Here is a 22757-nt window from a genome sequence, read left to right as displayed (position 1 = left end):
TAAGACCTGCATCTGAGCTGCGAAGATGAGGCAAAGCGGCATAATCAGCTCGACATAACTGTCAATATCATTTTTATTTCAGGCAACTGGGCCTGAACCGGCAGGCAGATGCTGCCTGCAGAGCAATAGAAGGTTAAATTTCATGTTCAAGGCAAACAAAGTTACCGGCGGTCTGAAGCTTACAGCTCTGGCCATTTCAGCATCCTTACTGTTATCAGCTTGTGCCTCTACTCCTGAGGAATGCGATCCAAGCCAGGATCAGGGTTTCTTTGGCAAGATGGGCTGTATAGCTTCAGGCTCTTATGGTAAGCGTATTGAGGCTAAGGAAAAGAAAGTAGAGGAGCTCAAGGCTGAAGCAGCTCAGCTTAATCAGCTGGCCCGCGAGATTCACGAGATGGACCGCAAGCTGATGGGCAGCTATTCTGAGCGTACTGCCGTTCTTGATAAGGCTCGTTCTGATCTTTACAACATTGAATCACGCCTGGCCAGCAAGAAGGCATTAAGTGCTGACCTTCAGGACAAGCTTGCCAATGCCCGCGATCAGATCATGAAGATGAATACCCCATCTGCAGCCGAGCAGACCATTGCTCAGAAGCAAAAGCAGATTAAGGAACTTGAAGCTCAGCTGTCCGAGCTTGAGGCTGCCATGGTTCAGTAATCACTGAGCTCGCCTGGACGGCGCCGAAAGAGGCTGCTTATGGAGGCAGCTGCTGCAAAAGCCCGTTTTCTCATCATGAGGCGGGCTTTTGTATTTTTAAGCCATTGTGATTAATGAAGACTTTATGAAAGTGCACAGCATTATTCTGGACGCGTCTGCCTTGGGCGGCTCATCCTCATAGGGGGCAGCCACACAGATCCGCTCAGTAGCAGGCGTGCGCATCTGCATAGGGATGCTCATACTCATGGGGGTACAGCCACACAGATCGGCTCAGTAGCAGGCGTGCGCATCTGCACATAAAGGTACGACATCAGGCCGGAGCTACTGCAGAGTTAAGTTGTTTATCCTGACCGCTCATAAACCTTCACCAGCTTCAGCATGGTGCAGGGGAGCAGGTCAGGCGGCCTGGCATTGATAGTTATCGCCCGCAGCGCTGTGATATACTCATTCGCTGAAAAAATCCGGGTTTGTCCTTTTTAAATGCTGTAACGCTGTGTGCTGACTGCGGGGACGCCGGGTATTGTCTATTTTGCCCATAAGTTGGTTGCTGACAGGAGAAAACATGACAGCGGTTGAAGATGCACTGCGCGAAATTGCCCGTGGTGCTCAGGAAATCATTCCTTTAGACGAGCTGAAGAAGAAGCTGGAGAGCGGTCGTGAGCTCATCATCAAGCTGGGTATGGATCCTACTGCTCCGGATATCCACCTTGGCCATACCGTTATCCTCAACAAGCTGCGTACTTTCCAGAATCTTGGTCACAAGGTAATTCTCATTATCGGTGACTTCACCGCATCTGTAGGTGATCCTTCCGGTAAGAATTCCACCCGTCCACAGTTATCCCGTGAGCAGATCATGGCCAATGCTCAGACCTATGCCGAGCAGGCTTTCAAGGTTCTGGACAAGGAAAAGACCGAGATCCGTTACAACTCCGAGTGGCTGGGTGCTCTGGGCGCTGAGGGTATGATCCGCCTTGCTGCCAAGCTTACCGTAGCCCGTATGCTCGAGCGTGAAGACTTCACCAAGCGCTATCAGTCAGGTCAGCCAATTGCTATCCACGAGTTTCTCTACCCTCTGCTGCAGGGCTACGACAGCGTAGTCTTAAAGGCTGACGTAGAGCTCGGTGGTACCGATCAGAAGTTCAACCTGCTCATGGGCCGTGAGCTTCAGAAGGATGCCGGCCTTGAGCAGCAGTGCGTTCTTATGATGCCTCTGCTCGTCGGTCTGGACGGCGTCAAGAAGATGTCCAAGTCCGCCCACAACTACATCGGTGTGCACGATGCCCCAGGTGACATGTTTGGCAAGATCATGAGTCTGTCAGATGAGCTCATGTGGTCTTACTTTGACCTGCTCTCATTCCGTCCACTGACTGAGATTGAGGAGCTTAAGCGCAAGTGCACCTCTGGTGAAATGAATCCACGTGATGCCAAGATGGAACTGGGTCGCGAAATTGTTGCCCGCTATCATGGCGATCAGGCTGGTGACGATGCCGTTCAGGGCTTTATCAACCAGTTTGCCAAGGGCGCTCTGCCTGAGGAAATGGATGAGTTTACCTTTGAAAACGTCCAGTCCCTGGCCAATATGCTCAAGGATGCAGGCATGGTTGCCTCCACCTCTGAGGCTCTGCGCATGATCAAGCAGAATGCCGTCAAGTGCGACGGCAAGGTAGTTACCGATCCTAAGGCTGAAGTGCCAAAGGGCACCATGGTCTACCAGGTAGGAAAGCGTCGCTACGCACGCATTACCGTCAATTAATATTCAGGCACCATGCATTTGAGCAGCCGACAATCAGCAATACTTTCAACATCTCATATCTGCAGTGCGCCATAGCAGGCATCAGGCTGATGCATGACATCAAGCTTGTGCCTGACATCAGGCTGATGCCAGACATCAGCCTGCCAGACTGACTGCCTGCGGCAGCAGCCAGGTTGATGGCGTGCATCCATAATGTGGAGCTGGCTTTACTCATATTGGGCGGACGGTCCATATATGGAGCAGGCAGATGTTCTTGCATAGCAAGTTCGGGATATAAATGAAAGTAAATTGCGGCTGCACTTTGAAGTGCATTTATGTGCGCTAAAATATGCCCACCCTGTGTAATGGAGTTTCATTACCGGTGGGCTTTTTTCTTTGGTTTGAAGCTATTATTGAGGTTGGAAATGTCTAAGACTCAGGACGAGTTAAAGGAAATGGTGGCCTTAAAGGCTCTGGATTTCATTCCTGAAAATGGAATTTTGGGCGTGGGTTCTGGCTCAACCGTAGTCAAGTTCATCAAAGCAATTCAGGCTCAGGGCATCAAGGTGCAGGCAGCTGTTTCCAGCTCCAATGCCACCACCGCCCTGCTTGAGGAAATTGGCGTAAAGGTGCTCGATCCTAACAGCTGTGAGCCATATGATGTCTACATCGACGGCGCCGATGAAATCAATGATGATTTTGAAATGATCAAGGGCGGCGGTGCCTGTCTGACCCGTGAGAAGATTCTGGCCTCCATGGCCAGAACCTTTGTCTGCATCGTAGACAAGTCCAAGCTCGTTAATACCCTGGGCAAGTTCCCTCTGCCTGTTGAGGTTATCCCTATGGCCCGTGAGCAGGTTGCCCGTACTCTGCGTACCCTGGGTGGTAATCCTGTGCTGCGTGAGGGCTGCATTACCGATAACGGCTGCGAGATTCTCGATGTCCATGGCCTGTCCATTACCGCAGCCAAAGAGCTTGAAACCGCCATTAATGCCATTCCTGGTGTAGTAACTGTTGGTCTGTTTGCTGCCCGTGGCGCTGATGTAGTGCTCTATGCTACTGATGAAGGCGTACAGGAGCGCCGTCGCCAGTAAAACAGGGTGCAGGCCCGCTGTTCAGGTCTTATCCATCAACGAAAGTGGCCGATGATGCTGAACCTGATAATGGTGCATCAGCATCAGCGGCTCAGGGCTTCATGAGCTCAATGGGCGCCAGTCCATGTATAAGCTTAATGGGGGCCAGCCCTCCTGGAGCTCAGCTGGCTGAAGCCCATCGAGAAGCTAAATGGAGCCAGTCACTCCTGGAGCTCAGCTGGCTGCAGCCCAGCGTGAAGCTCAATGGAGCCAGGGGCCGATGTGCGCACGTGACTCCAGTGCGCCCATGGATTCCAGTGCACCAGGTGGCGCCGTGAGCTCATGGCCGTGAGCTGTCCGGGGCAGGCAGCTGGCAACTGTAACTTTGCGCTTATATTCCTTAAAGATTAAAGGGCCTGCGATCCCCGTTGGGGCGGCAGGCCCTTAATCTTTTATGACTGTCACAGTTTGAACAGTTGACCAGTAAAAATCATATGGGCGCGTACTGGTAATGGCATAATAGAATCGATGTTTTATGTTTGCAGCGCGGTATCTTTATTCTTCATGTACTGTGCAGCGACAAGCCTGTGCCTTTTTGTGCTGCCCTGAATGCAGGGGTAAGTCTGCCCTGAGCATCGGTGCTGCCATGACTGATTAAGGTGGTCATATGATTAATGTTCATGAGGTATTCAGCACCTCTATCACTCTCGACGAGGTCGAAAGAGCCAACCAGGAGTTTGAGCAGACTTCCAGCGATCCCTCTGACAAGGCCGTACGACTGTGTCATGCCAGTACTCTCCTGCCATTGCAGCATGAGCGTTTTGGACATGCCTTTATCCCTTTCAGCCCTATGTTATGTGCTTTTTATGCAGGATCAGATCAGGACAAGGGCGATACCTCAATTTATGTAGTACGTATTGAGGCAGATGGCAGTCATTCATCAGTGCAGAAGCTGGCCTGTCCACAGCTCAATCAGCACAGCCACTCCACTCCTGTCATGTTCTATCTCAATCAGGGTGAGAGCATGCGTGCCCGCCGCAGGAGCGAGGGCGGTCATCTGATCGACACAGCTGCAGGCAAGGCACCAACTGTTGCAGATACTCTTATTGCTGAGGCTCAGAAACTCTATCCTTCCATGGATATCAAGGGCACTGACGACTCCATCATTGCTCTGGTCTACAAGGCAGGCAAGGCTGACAGCGCCACTGTAAGTTATCTGAGCATGAGCTTTAATGATGGCAGGCACTTTATTACCCCACGTGAGATGGTTCCTGACACAGCAGTCAAAGGTCGTGGACCTGTCCGTACCAAGCCATACCTGGTCCGTAAAGGTCCTTATGCCGGCCGTGTCATCATGCCTTGCTCTGTAGACAGCAATGAAGGCCTGGCCTTTGTTGATTACAGTGATGATGATCTTCGTACTCTGCACCAGAGTAATGAAATTACTCCTAGTACCGAGCTCAAGGAAGCATCTGCAAAAGCTGTTTTTGCCAATGGTGTAGTTCAGGCAGCTCTGTTTGAGGATCTGGGCAATCACGCTACAGAAGACAATGATCTGAGTTCCCTTGGCAAGGAAGAACTTGAGCAGAAGCTTTCCCGCGTCCATATGATTATGAGTGCCCGTGGCAGTCAGGTCTATGTAGCCGACAGCGAGGACGCCGGCAGCACCTTCTCTGAGCCATATGCAGTGCCTCTGTATAACAATCTGGCCGGCATTGACTGCGTTACCTACATGAACCGTCTTCTGGTCTGCGGCAAGCTGGTAACTGACAAGGACAAGTGCGATCCTGAGGCTGGTGCTCCACTTGCTATATATGTATCCAGCGATGGCAGGAGCTTTACCGAGCTGCTGCGTCTTGAGGATGAGCCAAAGGGAGTGTTCACCTCACCATACATGCAGGTGGACCGTCGTCACCATCTGCTCTATGTCTGCTACACCGACCACCGTAAGGCCATCAAGATTCGTATCTTCCGCCTGCTCAAGTCCTGATTTGCGGAAAATTAGACAGCCGCCAGGCAACAAAGCCATAAGACAGTGTGCAAAGGGCAACGTGCAACGTGCAATGCGCACAGCCCCCGGCAGCTCACCAGTGCGCCATAACAGCAGCCTTACGGGCCAAAAGACCGTATCGTATTGTATGGCGCAGAGCGCCTTGCATCTGACCTCTTGCAGCCAGTGCTTTAGCCTGCATCCTTATCAAAGGCCCCAGGCTCATGGCTCAGACACATAATATTCCCTTAAAGGTGTGCAGGCCGTGCGCTGCAGATCTGATGAACTGCAGAGCCGATAAACTGCAGCGCATCGTCAGCACCTGATATGAAAAAAGCCTCATTTATGAGGCTTTTTTCATGCCTGTAGTCCGCATATCTGACATGTTCAGGCGATCTGCAACGGGCCAGCTCAGTTAAGACAGCAACATGGGCCAGGCAGTACCGTCCCTCATACTGAGCTTCAGACTTATTGGCCAAGTAAGGCAGCGCTGCTGCCTGTGCATTAGTTGCACTGCAGTTGTTGCTGCACTCAATCATTTCAGAAGAGCGAACGTGGCCGTATGTCATTGCTTCAATGACAGGACATGTCCCAGGGCATTAAGCCAGGCTTTATGAGTGCAGGCCCTGTCCCTGAGCATGTGCAGTGGCTATATAGGGGAAGGCTATGTCTCTTGGGGGTGGGGTGTCTGTATGAGTGAAGTACCTGTCACTGAATAAGGGCCATTAGTGCGCAAAATACTGACACCAGGTCGGGGTGCATGCCTTGCTGTTCCCAGCCCCTGCAGTGACTTGCAGGGCAACCGCCAGCAGGGGGCCTGTCATTATGGCTGTGTTGAGTTTATGGCATTTCATTCAGGGCTGCAGAACTACGGCCGCAGAGCGGCCCTGGGGTCATTGGCATGAACTCTTCCCTTTGCTCATTGCTCTCAGGCCCATTATTGAGTGACATCACTGTATATTAGCTGCTGTACAGATGAATTTATGGAGCGTCTTTATATTGGCGCATGGGGCTTAGAGGGGATAAAAGACAGTTATGGTCCATGCTGTGAGACATCATCTGGTTCTCTAACCTTATCCGGAGTGGGGTATTCCAGGTTTTGCCAGGTAAAACCAGGTGGAGGTTGAGGCAGATGCAGCAGTTGCTACGGTGTGCACGCATCAAGATGCATACCTGTCAGAAATATGAAGCGACAGTAAGGGCCTGGTTACTTGCAATATCTGGCTATCAGCCTGACTTGCAGGACCGTCATCAGCATATGCATTTGCCCGGCAGTGGTCATAGCAACGGGCATAATGGGTTCCAGGATGGGAAAGTGCCTTATCGTCACGATCCTGGTTTTGCGCTGCAGGGCATCAGCTGGTTTGAAGTTGCGTGATTATCAGATGCCTGATAATGCATGGATAGGGATATGTCAGGACAGAACAGAAGCTGGCGTGTGGAGGCGCTGCTGTGCTTTGGCGTTGCAAACGGACGGGAGTTTATATTTGCTGATGGGGAAGACGTGGACTTAATTAATTTTGGAAGATGCTCTCCTGAAAGCGTCAGATGTGTGACAAGCCGTCATATACTGTTATACAAAGCCCCTTAGGCTGTTTTCAGGGAATATACGGGGATCTTAATACCTGCATGGCAGTTAGCCTGATATAACAGTATTGCTCTAAAAGTAATATAAAGTTAGTCTGGAAGTAACCATTACGGTTTTTTCTATGGTAATTTCGCCATATTTGACGCGGGACATGCCAGGTTAATTTTGTTAACTTCCTGTCACACTCAACAATGACAGCCCCTGTCATGGAGCTCAACCTGCCTGGATTTAGTTCAAGGCATAAAGCTGCGTCCATGTCAGTTCTGCGCAGCGTGGCTGACCGGAGTGGCAGAACAGCATGGCTGCTACGATATTACTTAACTTGCGTGGCTGACCGGCCAGGCTGACATGATATTGCTGACCGACATTGTCGGTTCTGAGTCGCTGGCCATTGTATCTGTCCTTGCAGGCGTCTCTGTCCTTACAGACTGCTCTGTGCATGCTGCCTGTGCTGATGTACACGTCCCATGTCATCAGCACTCTGTACTGTCAGAGTTTATGGCGCAAGGACTTGTCTCAGGATGTTCCTGTAACGGGAGCTGTGATGTACAGATAGCCGTGAGCGGCATTGAGCAGCTCAATGGACGGCACTGCCTGTTTTGCACACCTGGTGTGCATATCCGCTGTCCACATAAGGCCTGCCTGCAGCAGTCTGCCTGCAGCAGTCTTCCTGCCACAACCTTGCTGCGGCCCTCCCTGTACCTGATGCCTGTGAGTTAGCAGGCTCTGAGTCTGGCTGCTATTGGGTTGCGTTGATGTGAGAGCGCGGCCGCAGTCAGAGTAAGGCTGCATCAGCAGAGAAGCTGTGCTTAGCGGCTAGCACAGGTATGTGTACAAGTCCGTGCATACACGTAATTTTCCTGATGCTCAGTAGCTGCGGCTTACCTGCCATATGTCTGCACAGCAGAGCGGAATTACATGCGCCAGGAGGTGAGAGTGCATCGACCGTTGTTGCTATGTCATTATGTACATGCTCTCAGAGGGCGCAGTTTTGTGATTTTTGCAAAAATTTGCGACACAGACCGGGCAATATGATCAGTAAAATATTATAATTGTCAGGATCACCTGTCTGTTTTGTCAGGAGACCGGCTGCCTTTAGGCGGCTTTTTTCGGTTTAGCTTGAAAACATAAGGCCAGAAAGCTCTGCTCCCAGGGTCATCACACAAAGGCTTTTGCCCTGTGCGTCGACACTGATTCTGTACGTCTGCTCTGTGATGCAGTACGTCCAGTGTATGGAGGGCCCATGTGTGCTGTCACCGTGGTGCAGCAGTCAGGAGAAACCCCGGGAGAGATAATGCCTCAGAGTGGCTTTTCCCCAACAATTTTCAGGGCCTGAAAAAGGGGCCCGACAGGTTCTGAAAACCTGCGCTCAAATGCCTCATTTTCTACAGTCGAAAAGCAGTTTTGCTCTAAAATGAACCACAGATAAAGCTGATATATATGCCGTTTTAATGGGTATTTTGGCAGTGTGGCATGCTTTTTGACTTGTATACTGTCAGATTTGATATTTAGTCATTAATCTGACAGGAGCTATAAAATGGGCATCGAACACATTTCCAACAGCGGCTTATTAAGCCAACTTGAGCAGATGAACAGGCAGATGAACGCCATGACTCAGGGTATGGGCACTACCGCTCTCATGCAGGACGGTCGTAACACCTTTGGTCAGATTGGCGGTCACAGCCCTTATTTCGATGGTCAGAGTGCTGCCCGCGCCTTACGCGAAAAGGCCACTGCCAACATCAACGGTACTTTCAACAATGGCGTTGTTGAGAACCGTGATACTGCCAAGGTTTATCAGCCAACCACTTCAGCCGGTCAGTCTGTTGGTGAGTTCAAGCAGCTCTTAAAGGATGCCTTTGAGAACGTAAACGTCATCCAGAATGAATCTGCATCCCTGCAGAGCCGTTTTGACGTAGGTGACCGTTCTGTTACCCTGGCTGACGTGATGATCGCATCCAACAAGTCAAGCTTATCTTTCGAGGCAACTTTACAGATCCGCAACAAACTGGTTGACGCTTATCAGTCAATCATGCAGATGCAGATTTAAACTTTCGTTGTAAAGGATAGAAAATGTCAGAGAATTCATTCCCAGTGGCCGCAGGCTCAAATCCTCAGGAACCTGGCACAGCTCTGGTAAATCAGGCTGATCAGAATCCGGATGATCTCAACAGAACCAATAATGTTGATTCCGATAATGTCGATGGGGATGATGGCGTAGTCAACAATAACCGCATCGGCGGCACCCTGGGCAGCACCGTAAATTCTCCACCGGCTGCTTCCACTTTCAAGGGTCGTGTCTCCGAATTCCTGCGCAATGGTGAGATCTTAAGAAAGCTCATTATTCTGGGCTTCCTGGTCTTATTCCTTACCGGCGCCGTATTTGGCCTGCTTTCACTGCAGTCAAGCTCCCAGTTACAGTCACAGCGCTCACTGGGCCGCTACACTCCAGAAGAGCTGGGCAAGGTTATCGACTTCCTTTCTCTCCAGGGCTTTAACTACACCTTAAACGGTGACAGCATTCTCGTACACGTGGACGATTACAACAAGGTACGTGAAGCCATGCTGCGCAACGGTGTAGCCGTAAACAAGATCGCCGAGCAGGATGCCCTTATTCTCAAGGACAACGGTTTTGGTGTATCCCAGCGTCTGGAATCCGAGCGTATCAAGCACAGCCGTGAGTTACAGCTGGCCAATGCCATCTCCCGTATCAATGGTGTAGAGCACGCCACTGTGTTACTGGCCATTCCACGTGATAATGTCTTCTCACGTGCCCAGCAGCGCCCATCTGCTGCCGTAGTAGTGACATTACAGAACGGTGCTTACCTCTCCCCTGACAACGTAAACTCCATTCGTTTCACTGTAGCCTCCTCTGTCCACAACATGATGGCCAAGGACGTTACTGTGACCGACCAGCATGGTCGTCTGCTGAGCGATCAGAACACCTCTACCAATGGTGATGACCGTCTGCAGAAAGAATTTGAAATGCGTACCCTGCGTGAGGCCCAGTATCGCGACAAGCTCGATACCATCCTCCGCCCTATGCTTGGTGAGGGTAATTACTCTGCCGAAGTTGATGTCACCCTTGACACCACCATCGAAGAGGAAACCCGTCAGTTCTTTAACCCTGACAACCAGTCCGTACGTTCCGAGACTCTGCGCGAGCAGGTAGGTTCCAAGGAAGAAGGCACTCCTTATGGTGTTCCAGGCTCCCTGTCCAACCAGCCACCTGCCAATGCCACCATCCCACAGCAGCTGCGTAATGGCACTGCCATGGAAGGTGAGAGCAATACTCCTCAGAACGAAAGCCGTGAGGCCGTACGTAACTACGAAGTAGACACCACTGTACGTCACACTATCCGTCCTACTAACCTGGTACAGCGTCTGACCGTATCCGTAGCAGTTGACTACATGCGGCAGACAGCTCCTGACGGTTCTGTGAGCTACGTGCCACGCGCTCAGGAGGATCTCGACAAGATCGCTGATCTGGTTCGCGGCGGTCTGGGCTTAAACGAGACCCGTGGCGACTTCGTTAAGGTAGCCAGTGTTTCCTTCCCTCATGATGATATCAAGCCAGCCCTGCCTTGGTGGCAGCAGGAAGCCTTCCTGCGTATCCTGCGCATCGCCGGTGCCGTGCTCATCATCCTGGTACTCGTAGTATTCGTAGTCCGCCCAATGATCAACCGCCTGCTCCGTGGCAAGAGCGCCGAAGACCTGGCCTACGAGCAGCAGATGGAGATGGACAATGGTTCAGCCCTGGGTGGTGAGGATGATCTCAACCTGATTGCCGCTCAGAACGAACTGGCCGACCAGATTTACAACATCAACCGTGAAGGTGGCATCGAACTGCCTAACCTGCACCGTGATGAGGATCTGCTCAACGCAGTACGTACCCTGGTATCCAACGAACCTCAGCTCTCTGCCGAAGTACTCCGTGACTGGATTAACTCCGACATGGCTGACAAGAAGGATAAGAAGAAGGGTAACAAGCCTCCATCAGGCGTTTAAGCTCAAATATCAAAATCTAATCAGGGGGGTGGGGTTCGCCCCGCCCCTTTGTCCGTTCAGGACCTGAACACCTGACCTTTGATACCAGAGTTCAGCTGTTCAGGTGCTGTTGTCACAGCAACAGACAGATTCGTCAAGCTCTTGACAGCCCGGCACGCCGCCCAAGCCATGCGGCAGTGCCATAACAGCTGCAGGAGAGTGTCAGGGGCTGAGCCCCGGGCACATGATTAATAACACTTTTAGAGGTTTGCTATGTCAGATCGTGCTTTGATGAGACAGGGTGGTGGAAATGCAGGCTATCCTGTACAGCCATCCTCCAATGGCCTTGAGCTGTCCGATGACGAGAAGATGGCTCTGGAGAAGCTCTCCGGTATTGATAAGGCCGCGATCCTGATGCTTTCCCTCTCTGAGGATGATGCCGCTACTCTGTTCCGTAATCTGCAGCCAAAGCAGGTGCAGAAGCTCGGTATCCGCATGGCCGAACTTGAGGATTTCAATCAGGACTCCGTGAACGCCGTTCACAAGACCTTCCTGACCAACATCACCAAGCACTCCAACATCGGTCTTGGTTCCTCTGACTTCGTTAAGAATGCTCTGGTTGCCGCTCTGGGTGAAGACAAGGCCAACAACCTCGTTGACCAGATTTCCATGGGCAGCGGTTCCCACGGTCTGGATTCCCTCAAGTGGATGGACGCCCGTCAGGTTGCTACCATTATCCAGAACGAACACCCTCAGATTCAGACTATTGTTCTGTCCTATCTGGATCCTGAGCAGTCAGCCCAGATTTTAAGTCAGTTCCCTGAGACAGTACGTCTTGACCTTATCATGCGTATTGCTACTCTCGAGGAAGTTCAGCCTGCTGCATTACAGGAACTCAACGAAATTATGGAGAAGCAGTTCGCCGGTTCTGCTGGTACTCAGACAGCCAAGATTGGTGGTCTGAAGTCTGCAGCAAACATCATGAACTACCTGGACAACAACACCGAGACCCAGCTCATGGACGCCATTCAGGCTCAGGACAAGGAAATGGGTCAGCAGATTCAGGACCTCATGTTCGTATTCGAGAACCTCGGTGCTGTGGACGATCGCTCCATTCAGACCCTGCTGCGCGACGTTCCAAACGACGTACTGGTCAAGGCCCTCAAGGGTGCCGACGAAGGCCTGCGAGAGAAGTTCTACTCCAATATGTCTACCCGTGCCCGCGAATCACTCAAGGAAGATCTGGAGTCCATGGGTCCTACCAAGATTTCCGACGTCGAGGCAGCTCAGAAGGAAATCCTGGCTATTGCTCACAAGCTGGCCGACTCCGGTCAGATTATGCTGTCCCGTGGTGCAGCCGACAACGACTTCATCGAATAATTCATACCTGTGCGGCGTTCACTCCGGCTTTGGCCGGTACTACGCCACACCACGGGCCGGTTCCAGCCTTTGCAACAGGCACCGGCCCGGCGGTTACTGTACTCAACACCTGAATCAGCCATATGCCGGTTCAGGTGTTTTGTTTTTCATACCTCAAAAATGAAAAACAGGACAGAGCAGGCCAGGAGACCTCGAACCTCCCGGCCCATCTCCTCCCGGCATATACGTGCGTAGGTACGTACGTATGTACGTACGTACGTACGTACTGTTTAAGTGTGGGGTGTAGATATTTCTACAAAAGCCTGTAATTAAGCCATACCTTGCGACAGGGTAAAGTAGCTTTATCAGGCGCTTCTGGTGATCTGAACCGCACAGCATTCTTCTACCGGTTTTATTAAAGAAGGATGCTTCAGAAAGCCAGAATCAGCAAGAGAAGTTGCTAAAAATCAGTGCATGCACAATAAATCGTCGATTTTTTTCAAAGAACCCCCTACCCCAGTAAAGAGGCGTTCTATAAAATAGTGCCAGTTTTTATTTGTATCACCTTAGCCGTTTGCTAAGATGATTGTATTTGCCCATATCTCTTTGAGAGGTATGGGCTTTTTTTATCCTTTTATGTTCCTCAATATATTGCCCACTCGAAGCTGTAAAATGCTTATCAGCTGCCTTTAAGTCAGAAGGTGACTTGGAGGATGGCTGCCCTGAGGTATTATCCTCGGTATATGGCGGTGATTGAGATAAAAGCGCATCCCGTGTAGCGAGTTGCAAGTGTAAGTCTTCCTGTACAGACGGCGCATCCCTGGTAGCAGGCGGTGACTGTGATGACTCCAGCCAGCACGGGGATCACAGGTAACAGGCGGTGACTGTGATGACTCCAGCCAGCACGGGGATCACAGGTAACAGGCAGTGTCTGCGATGAGGCATGCCCAGAGGGGGCCATATCGGGGAGCAGGGGCAATGGTAATGACAGCCTGCTAAGAGTGCAGGTACCAGGGGCAGCATTCAGGCACGCAATTGAGTGCAAGGGCCGGGTAAGACTTTTGTGCTCAGTCCTGCAGCTAATGTGTGAAAATGATATTGCGCAGGCCATTTTATTGCGGACACGGTTTTTTGACGGTGTGCCGACACTCTGACATAAGAGGGAACCGGTCTGTCCATATAGTGTGGTATGAGTTACAAATCATAGTGACAAAGAGCTTAAACAGGCTATTTGTTCAATGTTTTTGAACTTGGCCCATCTGTTGCAAAAGAAAGCTGAAGCAATGCCGCAACAAGACGGTAAACCGGCTTATCCGTGCACTGCCTTTCCTCATTTTTACCTGATGGTACCCTGTGATTCTTTAGCTGCAGGCGTCCATACGGTGGCCGTACATTATGCTCCGCATAATGGTTTTAGGAGTTTTCTGGACATGTCTATCCCAAGTCACGATCATGCTTTTGCCAGCATGAACGCCAAGATCGATCCTAATCGAGTTGTAGCCTCGATTAAGGATGAAGTTCGCTCTCCTGAGTACAAGGAGGTCACCGTGGTTCAGGGTGACGCTGCGGACGTCTTTACTCCAATGCAGTGGCCGCTGTTTGATGACGGCAAGCCAGTAACCACCAATGCCATGGGCTATGAGGTGGGCGGTTACTTCCGCCGTCACCAGGAAGCTCTGCGTATGGCCAAGGCTGAGGCAGATCGTCAGGCAGAAGAAGAGCGTCTGGCTGCAGAGCGTGCTGCCATTGCTCATGCACAGGAAGAGGTTAAGGAAGAATCCCCATCAGTTTCGGTTGAGGAACTCGAGGCTATCCGTAATGCTGCCCGCAGTGAAGGCTATACTGAAGGTTTAAGTCAGGGCCATGAGGAAGGCTACCAGAAGGGTGTAGAGCAGGGTAAGGTTGACGGCTTTACTCAGGGTGAGCAGGAAGGCAAAGATGCCGGTTATCAGGACGGCTTCAAGGTAGGCCGTGAAGAGGGCTATGCCCAGGGACAGGCCGCAGGTATTGCTGCAGGCAGTGATATTGTTACTACCCAGGCTGACCGTTTCCGTCATCTTGCTGACATGCTGGCCAATCCAATTCGTGAAATGGATGAGAAGGTTACAGACGAGGTTGTTTACATCATCTCCCGTCTTGCCAAGGTCGTATTAAAGCGAGAGCTCAAGGGTGATGTTGAGTTCTTAAAGAGTGGTATTGAGCGCTGCTACAGCCTGCTGCCTGAAGCAAAGCAGGGCGCCGAGATTCTGCTCAACGAAAATGATTATGCTCTGATGGTTGCTGCCATCGGCAATGATTACATGCGCTCTCAGGGATGGGACTTAAAGCCATCTGAAGAGATTGAAGAGGGCGATATTGTCGTCAATACCCGTTCAAGCTCAGTACAGTGGCGTGTGAACGATCGTATCGATGCTCTGATCAGCGACTTCCTTAGCGGCTCTGCCGATGCTGTTTCATCTGCCCGAAAGGAAGTTATTGATGGTGCCCCTGACTACGATGAGGTACCTAAGAAGCCAATTATTCCACCTCGCGATCTCATGAACATGTCTGATCGCATTGCCCAGAACATGGCCCAGATGGCTCCACGTCCTCAGTTTGCCAATGAGGCTGAGCGCACTCTGGCTGCTGCCATGGGGCAGGACGTAGGTGATGATATGGCTGATCCGGATGCAGCCGAGATGAAAGATGCAGCCATGCTTGATGAGTCCAATGCCGCTATTCAGGCTCAGGCTCAGGCACGTGCTGAAGCGGCTGCCCAGGCTATGGCCCCAATGTCCACCCCAAGCCACAGCTATGATGGCAATATCCTGAGCCCTGAGGAGCAGGATGCCATTCATGAGGCAGCCATGGAGCAGATGCCAGGTGAGGATGACATGATGGACGAACAGGTTCAGATTGACACCATTCCACCAGGTCAGATGCAGGGCTGATCCAGTAATATTCAGGCGGAATAAATCAGGTCCGCCATCAGCCAGTAATCCCTGAGTAAAAGCAGGGCCTGGGTTAAAACATAAAGAATTCATACGCCAAGGCGTGGCCGGCTTTGATCAAGCTTACGCCACGCCTTTTGCTTTACTGGCCCTGCCAGTCTGTCTCCTGTCTCATTGTGCCCATGAGCCCAACTGGGACATGCCCACAGTGGATACCTGTATCCATTTGCCCTGTTCAGTTTTCGCCGGTGTCATGCATGGACTGAGTGCAGGGGCATGGCAGGACCTTTCATGGTAAAGTGCCTCACCGCAAGGTAAAGTACGGCACCGCAAGGTAACGTACCGCACCGCAAGGTAAAGTACGGCACCGCAAGGTAACGTACAGCACAGTAAGTCTGGCCCAATCCCTGCAGCTTTTTCCTCCATAAGCCTGGTAAGGCCTTTATTGCGGTAAAATATCTGACTTACAGCATCAGGCCATCAGTGCTGCCATGTAACCCCGCCAATGCGTGCAATCATGCATATGCATGAAGCCATCATAATGAAGTCTTCTTCATGCATGCAGGCCTCCACGTCATGCATGACATGAGGCAGTGCATACAGGCCCGGAGTACCTGCAGGAAGCTTCCTGAGTAACAGAAGGTTTTTTTCGATGAATAATCTCTTATCCCGCCTCAAGGCTATTGAACTGCCAGAATCAGAGAGCTCTCCTCAGGTAGTAGGAAAACTTACCCGTGTAGTAGGTCTTACTCTGGAGGCTGTGGGTCTTAAGGTTGCCGTAGGTGACCGCTGCCGAATTGAGCTTGCCAATGGCGATATGGAAGCAGAAGTTGTGGGCTTTGCCGGCGAAACCATTTACCTCATGCCTACCGAAAAGGTAGAGGGTGTTACTCCAGGTGCTGCCGTTTATCCTATTACCTCCATGAGAGAGTTCCCATACGGTACTCATCTGCTGGGCCGTGTGATCGACGGTATGGGTAATCCTATTGACGGACTTGGTCCTCTGGCCAAAGGCAATGCTGCCCAGTGGACAGCATCCCGCCTCAATCCTATGGCACGTCGTCCAATTCGCCAGAGTCTTGATACTGGTATCCGTGCCATCAACGCCCTGCTAACCGTAGGTCAGGGCCAGCGTATGGGCCTGTTTGCAGGTTCTGGTGTTGGTAAGTCTGTGCTTCTGGGTATGATGACCCGTGGTACCAATGCTGACATCGTTGTTGTAGGTCTGGTTGGTGAGCGAGGTCGTGAGGTTAAGGAGTTCATTGAGGACATTCTTGGTGATGAGGGCCGTGCACGCTCCATCGTGGTAGCCGCTCCTGCTGACGCCTCTCCTCTGATGCGTCTTAAGGGCTGTGAGACCACTCTGTCCATTGCCGAATACTTCCGCGATCAGGGCTACAACGTACTGATGTTGCTTGACTCCCTGACCCGTTATGCCATGGCTCAGCGTGAAATTGCACTTGCAGTAGGTGAGCCGCCAGCCACCAAGGGTTATCCGCCATCAGTATTTGCCAAGCTTCCTGCTCTGGTAGAGCGTGCCGGTAACGGTGCTGAGGGTCAGGGTTCCATTACTGCATTCTTTACCGTGCTGGTAGAAGGTGACGACCTTCAGGATCCAATTGCTGACTCGGCTCGAGCCATTCTTGACGGTCACATCGTGCTTTCACGTGAGCTTGCTGATTCAGGTCACTATCCTGCCATTGACGTGGAAAAGTCAATTTCCCGTGTTATGCCGGCCGTAGTAACTGAAGAGCACATGGTCATGGCTCGTACTATCCGTCAGTGCCTTGCCCAGTACAATCAGAATCGTGAACTCATCTCCATTGGTGCCTATCAGCGTGGCTCAGATGCCCGTATTGACCAGGCTCTGATGATTAAGCCTTATATCGATGAGTTTACCCAGCAGGGCATGCGTGAGGTTATTCCTTTCTCAGACAGTCTTGATGGACTGCGCAAGCTATCCATGATTCTTATTGATGACGCCAAAAATAAGGTCAACAACATGCAAAATGCCCGCATGATGCCACCACCAGCCCGTCAGCAGCCTCAGCCAGGCGGCGGTCAGGTAGCAGCCCGCATGTCTCTGACCCCACGCAACGGCCAGCCTCAGCAGTAAATCCGGTAAATCCGCGCCTGTCCACAGTAGCAGACAACGCGATATCCGAAGCTGCAGCCACAGCCACCGCTGCCGCAGCTGAGGCCAAAGCCACCGCTGCCGTAGCTGAAGCTACAGCTTCCATTGCTGAAGCTGCAGTTACACCCACCATTGGCGAAGCTGCACCTTCAGCCATAGCCACCGACCTGACAGCATCTACTGCCAAACCAGCATAACTGCCTTGTCAGCTGGATCTGGCATTATCAGCATGGACGCCTGGCCCATATCAACAGTCCCCATATCCTAATCAGATATGGGGATTTGTTTTTCTGGCTTAAAAGTTGCTCAATCAGTTTATCAGCAGCATCTGTGTCAGAACTTTGATAGATATAGCAATGCGACGCATGCGGTAAATATCGCTTTTCTGACCTCACGTGAGCTGTTAGAATCATGTTAATGCTTTTACATCGGAGAATTGGTCAATGGCCGGAGACAGAGCTTTATCACTGGTACGTGACAAGCGTCAGAGGGACGAGGAGAAGTCTCTTGAGGACTGGGTATTCTGCCGTAATCAGGTCACCAATTACGAAGCTCAGATCAAGCAGGTGGAGGAGTTCCGCCTGAGCTATATCGCCGAGATGCAGAATGAGGGCCGTCAGGGCCTGACCGGTACCAAGATTCTGGCTTATCAGGCCTTTATTGAGAAGCTGGACAATATTGCTCTCAAGCAGCGTCAGGAGCTTGAGCGTCTCAAGATGCTTACTGAGCAGAAGCGCCAGATTTATCTGACCCGCCAGAAAGAGCGCAAGATCATCGAAACCCTTATCGAAAAGCAGCAGCAAAAGCGCCTCAAGGAAGAGCAGCGCCGCGAGCAGAAGCTGCTTGATGAGTTTGTGGTCTCAAGCTACAGCCGTCGTCAGCAGTCTTCGCTGGGCTAAATGCAGTAGATTTCCCGTAACTGTTCGGACAGTCAGGCTTTCAGCCTGCGTCTATTATTAATTCAGAGGCACCGCAAGGTGCCTCTGATGTATCTGCTTCATACAAAAGGCCTGAGCGCCCCATTACATCTTACAGGTTAAGGGATCAGTGACCCTCACATACACGGACCAGCGGCTCTGAGACCACCAATGATCCGGGCCCATGAGCCCCTGAGCTACCGATATTAAGAGCCCATGAGACCAGGAGCTACCGATGTTCAGAGTCTATGAGGCCCTCCGTGTCCCGAGCCTGTGACCCTCAGAGCCCCGAGCCACTGAGGTCAGGTTGTCCTGATGTTCTGAAGGTTCTTATGCCCCTGGGACATTAGGCACTAACGATCGCTGCCCTGAATTCCATGACGTCCTGAAAGTCACCTTTATCATCAGGTCACATATGAGTCCTTGCCATAAGGACCTGCGGATAAGCATTAATTAAGCATCAAATCGCCCTGTACTCAGCTGGCGTGTACCGGCCGATTTTCGCGAATCATGCTCAAAGGGACAGGCTGGAATTGTGAGATAATCGCATGGCTGGCATGCCCGGAACATGAAATGAGCCTGATTGAGTATCAGAGCTTCCTGATGATTGACACCGGAGTATCCAGGTACATAAATCAGACAAGGAAGGTGAAATAATGCGCTACCTCGTACTTACTGACATCCACGGTGCAGCCGGAGTGCTTTCCAATGCACTCAAGTATTTTGATCAGTACTCCTGTGATTACCTGGTCCTGCTGGGCGACCTGCTCAACCACGGTCCTCGCAACATCATCACCGAGACCTACGATCCACCAAAGGCTATTGAGCTGCTCAACTCCATGGGCTCAAAGATCATAAGCGTTCGTGGAAACTGCGATGGTGAGGTTGATTCCATGATGTTCAAATTCCAGTGCAATGCTCCTTACGCCAACATCATCGTCTCTGATCCATCAGGTCCTGATGCCACTGGACGTACCAGATCGCAGCGTATTTTTCTGACTCATGGTCATCTGCACAAGATTGATGCCGAAGACCTCGCCACTGCAGACGAAATGCGCGACAGTCTCGGACTCAAGTCTGGCGACATTGTGCTCAGCGGTCATACCCACGTAGCCGGTGTTTTCCCTAAAAAGAACGGTCTTATCAACATCAACCCGGGCTCTCCAACCCTGCCAAAGGGCGGCACAAAGGCCGGCTTTGGACTGATCCTTGAGGATCGTATGGAAATCAGGGATATGGATGACAACCTGGTTGATACCTATATGTTTAAATTCGTCTGATAAACGGGCCCCAAGGCTCTGATTTCAGCATACAAAGGTCCAGAGCCAGCCGGTTCTGGACCATTTTTTTAAGGCACAGCAATGAAGTCAGGCTCAACGCATCGATCATCGACGGCTGCTGCTCCTGCATCAGCATCAGCTCCTGCCCTCTTATCAGCATCTTCAGCTGGTCCAACCATCGCATTAGCCTCTTCAACTGGTCATTGCCTCGCATCGGCCTCTACAGCTGGTGCTGCCCCTGCATCGGCTTCTAAAGCCACTCCAGCCAACGCTTTTATGCCGGCGTCTGCTCACGCCAACGCTTTCATGCCGGCGTCTGCTCACGCCAACGCTTTCATGCCGGTGTCTGCTCCAGCATCTGCATGCGGGCTCGAATCCGCAACTGCAGCATCCGGGAGTACAGATAAGGCAGCCCCATTAGCATTGCGATCTCTGGAACTGTTCTGTGGTGCTGGTGGTCTGGCTTTGGGCCTTGGGCAGGCTGGATTTGCGCATGAGGGATTGTTTGAGCGCGACTCTGATTGCTGCAGAAATATTGCAGACAATATACAAATGGGGTGCCCGCTGACGGAAAACTGGAAGATCTTCAGACGTGATGTCCGTGAGATTGACTGGCTGGAGATGGGATTCAAGGCCGGTGAGCTGGCACTGATATCGGGCGGGCCACCGTGTCAGCCTTTTTCAGTTGGCGGCAGGGCAAAGGCCTGCGATGATGCAAGGGATATGTTTCCTGAAGCAGTCCGGGCGGTAAGGCAGCTTCAGCCTCAGGCTTTTGTCTTTGAAAATGTGCAGGGACTGCTTCGGCCTGCTTTTGCCTCTTATTTCAAATATATTCTGCTCCAGCTCACATGGCCGTCACTGGTACGTAAGCCAGATCAGAACTGGGAGCAGCACCTTCATGATCTTAAGGCACATGATGAGGGCAGCCACGGCTCAGCTGAGTATCAGGTTGCATATCGTCTGTACAATGCCGCAGATTTCGGAGTGCCACAGGTAAGACACCGCGTCTTTATTACCGGAATAAGAGCAGACCTGAATATGGCCCCTGTGCTTCCTGAACCAACTCATGCAAAAGAAGCACTGCTCTACAGCAAGTGGGGTGATGGCAGTTACTGGCAGCGTCATGGACTTAAGAAACCGACTGTCAGTGATATCAATATTATGGCTATCAACAAGGTAAGCAGATTTGTTCAGGATAACCCTCATATCAAGCCATGGCGTACTGTGCGTGATGCCATAGGAGATCTGCCATGTCCGCTGTCTCCAGAGGCTGCGGCCTGTAACTGCCATGAGTTCCGTGACGGCGCCAGAGCATATGCCGGTCATACCGGTTCTCTGCCTGATGCCCCATCAAAGACCATCAAGGCTGGTGTCCACGGTGTTCCTGGCGGGGAAAACATGATTACTCTTGATGATGGCAGTCTGCGCTACTTTACTGTAAGAGAAAGTGCCCGCATCCAGACATTCCCTGATGATTATCACTTCCACTCATCATGGACAGAAAGCATGCGCCAGATAGGCAATGCCGTTCCTGTAATGCTTGCTGCTGCGGTAGGACGCACGATCTTCTCTGTGCTGTCCAGAGCAGACAGATCTCATAGCTGACAGTAAACCGGCCGGGTCTGTACAGATAAAAGAGGATGAGTTTCTGTGCACTAAGGGGGCAGTAAGGTAAGAGCAGCTGAGTATTATTAAGTCATGCAGTTGAGAGACTTGAGCCTGTACAGGATGCAACTGGGCTGATCACCGCAGGGACTCTTACGGCAATCACAGCACTTATATGCGTGTACAAGAGAAAAAGGGCTCTGCGTCTATGACAGCAGAGCCCTTTTTCGTGATGGCTTATGCCTGCTTATGGCCTTGCCTGCTCCTTTAGTTCAGCAATACGCTCTTTGGTATTTGCTATGTGCTCGTTGAGAACCTTCTGGCAGTCTAGCAAAAAGGCATTGAACTCTTTGAGTTTTGCTGTGTCCTTAGCTGGAATTGACTTGAGATACTCAGCCATTTTGTCTGTGTTCTGGCAGCGCTCATAAGTTGCAGGCAGAGAAATATCAAAGGCAGCACCGTCAAGAGCTTTGCCTGTACCACTTACAGATCCGTTGTGGCCTTCAGTTTGTGCACTCTGTTGATCCGTGGAGACAGCTGCCGTACCAGTGTCAGCAGCGGTGGATTTGAAATTTTCCTGTCCGCCCTGAGCATGGGCACTTATTGGCAGGATGGTCAGCATGGTAAGTGCAGCAGCTGAGGCTGCGCGTGCAAGAGCCTTGTTCAGTGGCATGATGGTCTCCGGAAAATTAGTAATATCGCGATTATACCCGCCTTATACCTGGCTTAAAGACGGAAACCATAATTCAGGATCATCAGCAGCACCAGCATCAGTTGAACCGGCATTACCAGCTTAGGAGCACCAGCACCAGCATCAGTTGAACCGGCAGCACTTGTACCGCAACCGGCCGGGTCATCAGCTGCTGCATGCAGCAGCGGCGGTCAGCCGCGTCAGCGGCTGTGCCGCCGCAGTTAAAGACAGGCTGAATATGGCGGGTAAGCCTTGTTGCAATGAGGGCCTGCATAGACACAAAGCTACTGAAAGGTGTGTCATGCAGCAGGGTTATGGATGTTGGGTAAAGGAAATCTGCAACTCTTTTAATAGAAAAGTATGAGCTGTGTGGGACAGTTATGGTTTCAAATCCATATTCTTAATATGAGATGCAGATCAAATTTAAAAAAGATCATAAGATTTTAAATGAATAAAACATGATATACATCACGTTTTAACATTATCATGTTGGATAGACTGTAAATCCGCGCTCAAATTTTTTAAAAAAAGTGTTGACGCGGTGATGAAAATCATTAAAATACGTTTCCGCTGTGACGCACTGAGCAAACAGCTGCAAAGGCCAGGCGCCTCCAAGTTCTTTAAAAATCAGGTACAGACAATCTGTGTGGGTTCTTTAAGTTAAGAACTTTGAGTTTTGCCAACATACTGGCAACTGGTTACAGTTGCACTTCAAACGAATCATTAAAGTGAAGAGTTTGATCATGGCTCAGATTGAACGCTGGCGGCAGGCCTAATACATGCAAGTCGAACGGTAACAGCAGAGGAGCTTGC

At 51.2% G+C, this 22757-nt stretch carries 16 protein-coding genes and 1 rRNA gene; 14 read left to right on the top strand and 3 right to left on the bottom strand.

The window, feature by feature from the left end:
• Positions 1-142: 142 nt before the first annotated feature.
• The 12 genes from MXE39_RS01825 to yfcE all read left to right on the top strand — a co-directional run bounded on the left by MXE39_RS01825 (position 143) and on the right by yfcE (position 19648).
• Positions 143-658: a hypothetical protein gene (locus MXE39_RS01825; RefSeq protein WP_246976808.1), complete on the top strand. Its 516-nt coding sequence runs from the start codon at positions 143-145 to the stop codon at positions 656-658.
• Between the two features lie 562 nt (positions 659-1220).
• Entirely contained in the window at positions 1221-2411 is a 1191-nt protein-coding gene (gene tyrS / locus MXE39_RS01820; protein ID WP_246976812.1) for a tyrosine--tRNA ligase, read from the top strand.
• Positions 2412-2815: 404 nt separating this feature from the next.
• Positions 2816-3484 carry a ribose-5-phosphate isomerase RpiA gene (rpiA, locus tag MXE39_RS01815; protein WP_246976815.1) on the top strand — a complete coding sequence of 223 codons (669 nt, stop codon included), beginning with the start codon at positions 2816-2818 and terminating at the stop codon, positions 3482-3484.
• Positions 3485-4130: 646 nt separating this feature from the next.
• Entirely contained in the window at positions 4131-5453 is a 1323-nt protein-coding gene (locus MXE39_RS01810) for an exo-alpha-sialidase (RefSeq protein ID WP_246976818.1), read from the top strand.
• A gap of 1132 nt (positions 5454-6585) precedes the next feature.
• Positions 6586-6831 carry a hypothetical protein gene (locus MXE39_RS01805; protein ID WP_247073738.1) on the top strand — a complete coding sequence of 82 codons (246 nt, stop codon included), beginning with the start codon at positions 6586-6588 and terminating at the stop codon, positions 6829-6831.
• 1747 nt (positions 6832-8578) lie between these two features.
• Positions 8579-9091 carry a flagellar hook-basal body complex protein FliE gene (fliE, locus tag MXE39_RS01800; RefSeq protein WP_246976821.1) on the top strand — a complete coding sequence of 171 codons (513 nt, stop codon included), beginning with the start codon at positions 8579-8581 and terminating at the stop codon, positions 9089-9091.
• A gap of 23 nt (positions 9092-9114) precedes the next feature.
• Complete coding sequence (gene fliF, locus MXE39_RS01795; RefSeq protein WP_246976824.1) at positions 9115-11049, top strand: flagellar basal-body MS-ring/collar protein FliF; 1935 nt, start codon at positions 9115-9117, stop codon at positions 11047-11049.
• 348 nt (positions 11050-11397) lie between these two features.
• Positions 11398-12408, top strand: coding sequence for a flagellar motor switch protein FliG (gene fliG / locus MXE39_RS01790; protein WP_348647459.1), 1011 nt, complete (start codon positions 11398-11400; stop codon positions 12406-12408).
• Positions 12409-13817: 1409 nt separating this feature from the next.
• Positions 13818-15317 carry a FliH/SctL family protein gene (locus tag MXE39_RS01785; RefSeq protein ID WP_246976827.1) on the top strand — a complete coding sequence of 500 codons (1500 nt, stop codon included), beginning with the start codon at positions 13818-13820 and terminating at the stop codon, positions 15315-15317.
• Between the two features lie 652 nt (positions 15318-15969).
• Positions 15970-17433: a flagellar protein export ATPase FliI gene (fliI, locus tag MXE39_RS01780; RefSeq protein WP_246976829.1), complete on the top strand. Its 1464-nt coding sequence runs from the start codon at positions 15970-15972 to the stop codon at positions 17431-17433.
• A gap of 461 nt (positions 17434-17894) precedes the next feature.
• Complete coding sequence (gene fliJ / locus MXE39_RS01775; protein WP_246976832.1) at positions 17895-18350, top strand: flagellar export protein FliJ; 456 nt, start codon at positions 17895-17897, stop codon at positions 18348-18350.
• A 674-nt stretch (positions 18351-19024) separates the two neighbouring features.
• Complete coding sequence (yfcE, locus tag MXE39_RS01770) at positions 19025-19648, top strand: phosphodiesterase (protein WP_246976835.1); 624 nt, start codon at positions 19025-19027, stop codon at positions 19646-19648.
• Here the strand turns inward: yfcE and MXE39_RS01765 are convergent.
• Positions 19635-19832 carry a hypothetical protein gene (locus MXE39_RS01765; RefSeq protein WP_246976838.1) on the bottom strand — a complete coding sequence of 66 codons (198 nt, stop codon included), beginning with the start codon at positions 19830-19832 and terminating at the stop codon, positions 19635-19637. The two genes, yfcE and MXE39_RS01765, sit on opposite strands and share 14 nt — an antisense overlap.
• Before the next feature lie 92 nt (positions 19833-19924).
• Here MXE39_RS01765 and MXE39_RS01760 point away from each other — a divergent pair, with 92 nt between their 5' ends.
• Complete coding sequence (locus MXE39_RS01760; RefSeq protein WP_348647458.1) at positions 19925-21253, top strand: DNA cytosine methyltransferase; 1329 nt, start codon at positions 19925-19927, stop codon at positions 21251-21253.
• 247 nt (positions 21254-21500) lie between these two features.
• Here the strand turns inward: MXE39_RS01760 and MXE39_RS01755 are convergent, their stop codons facing one another.
• Complete coding sequence (locus MXE39_RS01755; RefSeq protein ID WP_246976841.1) at positions 21501-21926, bottom strand: hypothetical protein; 426 nt, start codon at positions 21924-21926, stop codon at positions 21501-21503.
• Positions 21927-22038: 112 nt separating this feature from the next.
• Positions 22039-22218, bottom strand: coding sequence for a hypothetical protein (locus MXE39_RS01750; protein ID WP_247073736.1), 180 nt, complete (start codon positions 22216-22218; stop codon positions 22039-22041).
• Between the two features lie 451 nt (positions 22219-22669).
• Here MXE39_RS01750 and MXE39_RS01745 point away from each other — a divergent pair.
• Positions 22670-22757 (top strand): 16S ribosomal RNA (locus tag MXE39_RS01745); the annotation flags it as partial.

Source organism: Anaerobiospirillum sp. NML120511, from assembly GCF_023050955.1.
GTDB lineage: Bacteria > Pseudomonadota > Gammaproteobacteria > Enterobacterales > Succinivibrionaceae > Anaerobiospirillum.
The sequence above is the reverse complement of the archived record's forward strand: the minus strand, read 5'-3'. Positions and strand labels throughout refer to the sequence as shown.

What these genes read in the sequence shown, in the direction of transcription:
- MXE39_RS01825 (WP_246976808.1), top strand. Translation starts at nt 143, where the DNA reads ATGTTCAAGGCAAACAAAGTTACCGGCGGTCTGAAGCTTACAGCTCTG.
- tyrS (WP_246976812.1), top strand. Translation starts at nt 1,221, where the DNA reads ATGACAGCGGTTGAAGATGCACTGCGCGAAATTGCCCGTGGTGCTCAG.
- rpiA (WP_246976815.1), top strand. Translation starts at nt 2,816, where the DNA reads ATGTCTAAGACTCAGGACGAGTTAAAGGAAATGGTGGCCTTAAAGGCT.
- MXE39_RS01810 (WP_246976818.1), top strand. Translation starts at nt 4,131, where the DNA reads ATGATTAATGTTCATGAGGTATTCAGCACCTCTATCACTCTCGACGAG.
- MXE39_RS01805 (WP_247073738.1), top strand. Translation starts at nt 6,586, where the DNA reads ATGCAGCAGTTGCTACGGTGTGCACGCATCAAGATGCATACCTGTCAG.
- fliE (WP_246976821.1), top strand. Translation starts at nt 8,579, where the DNA reads ATGGGCATCGAACACATTTCCAACAGCGGCTTATTAAGCCAACTTGAG.
- fliF (WP_246976824.1), top strand. Translation starts at nt 9,115, where the DNA reads ATGTCAGAGAATTCATTCCCAGTGGCCGCAGGCTCAAATCCTCAGGAA.
- fliG (WP_348647459.1), top strand. Translation starts at nt 11,398, where the DNA reads ATGGCTCTGGAGAAGCTCTCCGGTATTGATAAGGCCGCGATCCTGATG.
- MXE39_RS01785 (WP_246976827.1), top strand. Translation starts at nt 13,818, where the DNA reads ATGTCTATCCCAAGTCACGATCATGCTTTTGCCAGCATGAACGCCAAG.
- fliI (WP_246976829.1), top strand. Translation starts at nt 15,970, where the DNA reads ATGAATAATCTCTTATCCCGCCTCAAGGCTATTGAACTGCCAGAATCA.
- fliJ (WP_246976832.1), top strand. Translation starts at nt 17,895, where the DNA reads ATGGCCGGAGACAGAGCTTTATCACTGGTACGTGACAAGCGTCAGAGG.
- yfcE (WP_246976835.1), top strand. Translation starts at nt 19,025, where the DNA reads ATGCGCTACCTCGTACTTACTGACATCCACGGTGCAGCCGGAGTGCTT.
- MXE39_RS01765 (WP_246976838.1), bottom strand. Translation starts at nt 19,832, where the DNA reads ATGCGATGGTTGGACCAGCTGAAGATGCTGATAAGAGGGCAGGAGCTG.
- MXE39_RS01760 (WP_348647458.1), top strand. Translation starts at nt 19,925, where the DNA reads ATGCCGGCGTCTGCTCACGCCAACGCTTTCATGCCGGCGTCTGCTCAC.
- MXE39_RS01755 (WP_246976841.1), bottom strand. Translation starts at nt 21,926, where the DNA reads ATGCCACTGAACAAGGCTCTTGCACGCGCAGCCTCAGCTGCTGCACTT.
- MXE39_RS01750 (WP_247073736.1), bottom strand. Translation starts at nt 22,218, where the DNA reads ATGCAGGCCCTCATTGCAACAAGGCTTACCCGCCATATTCAGCCTGTC.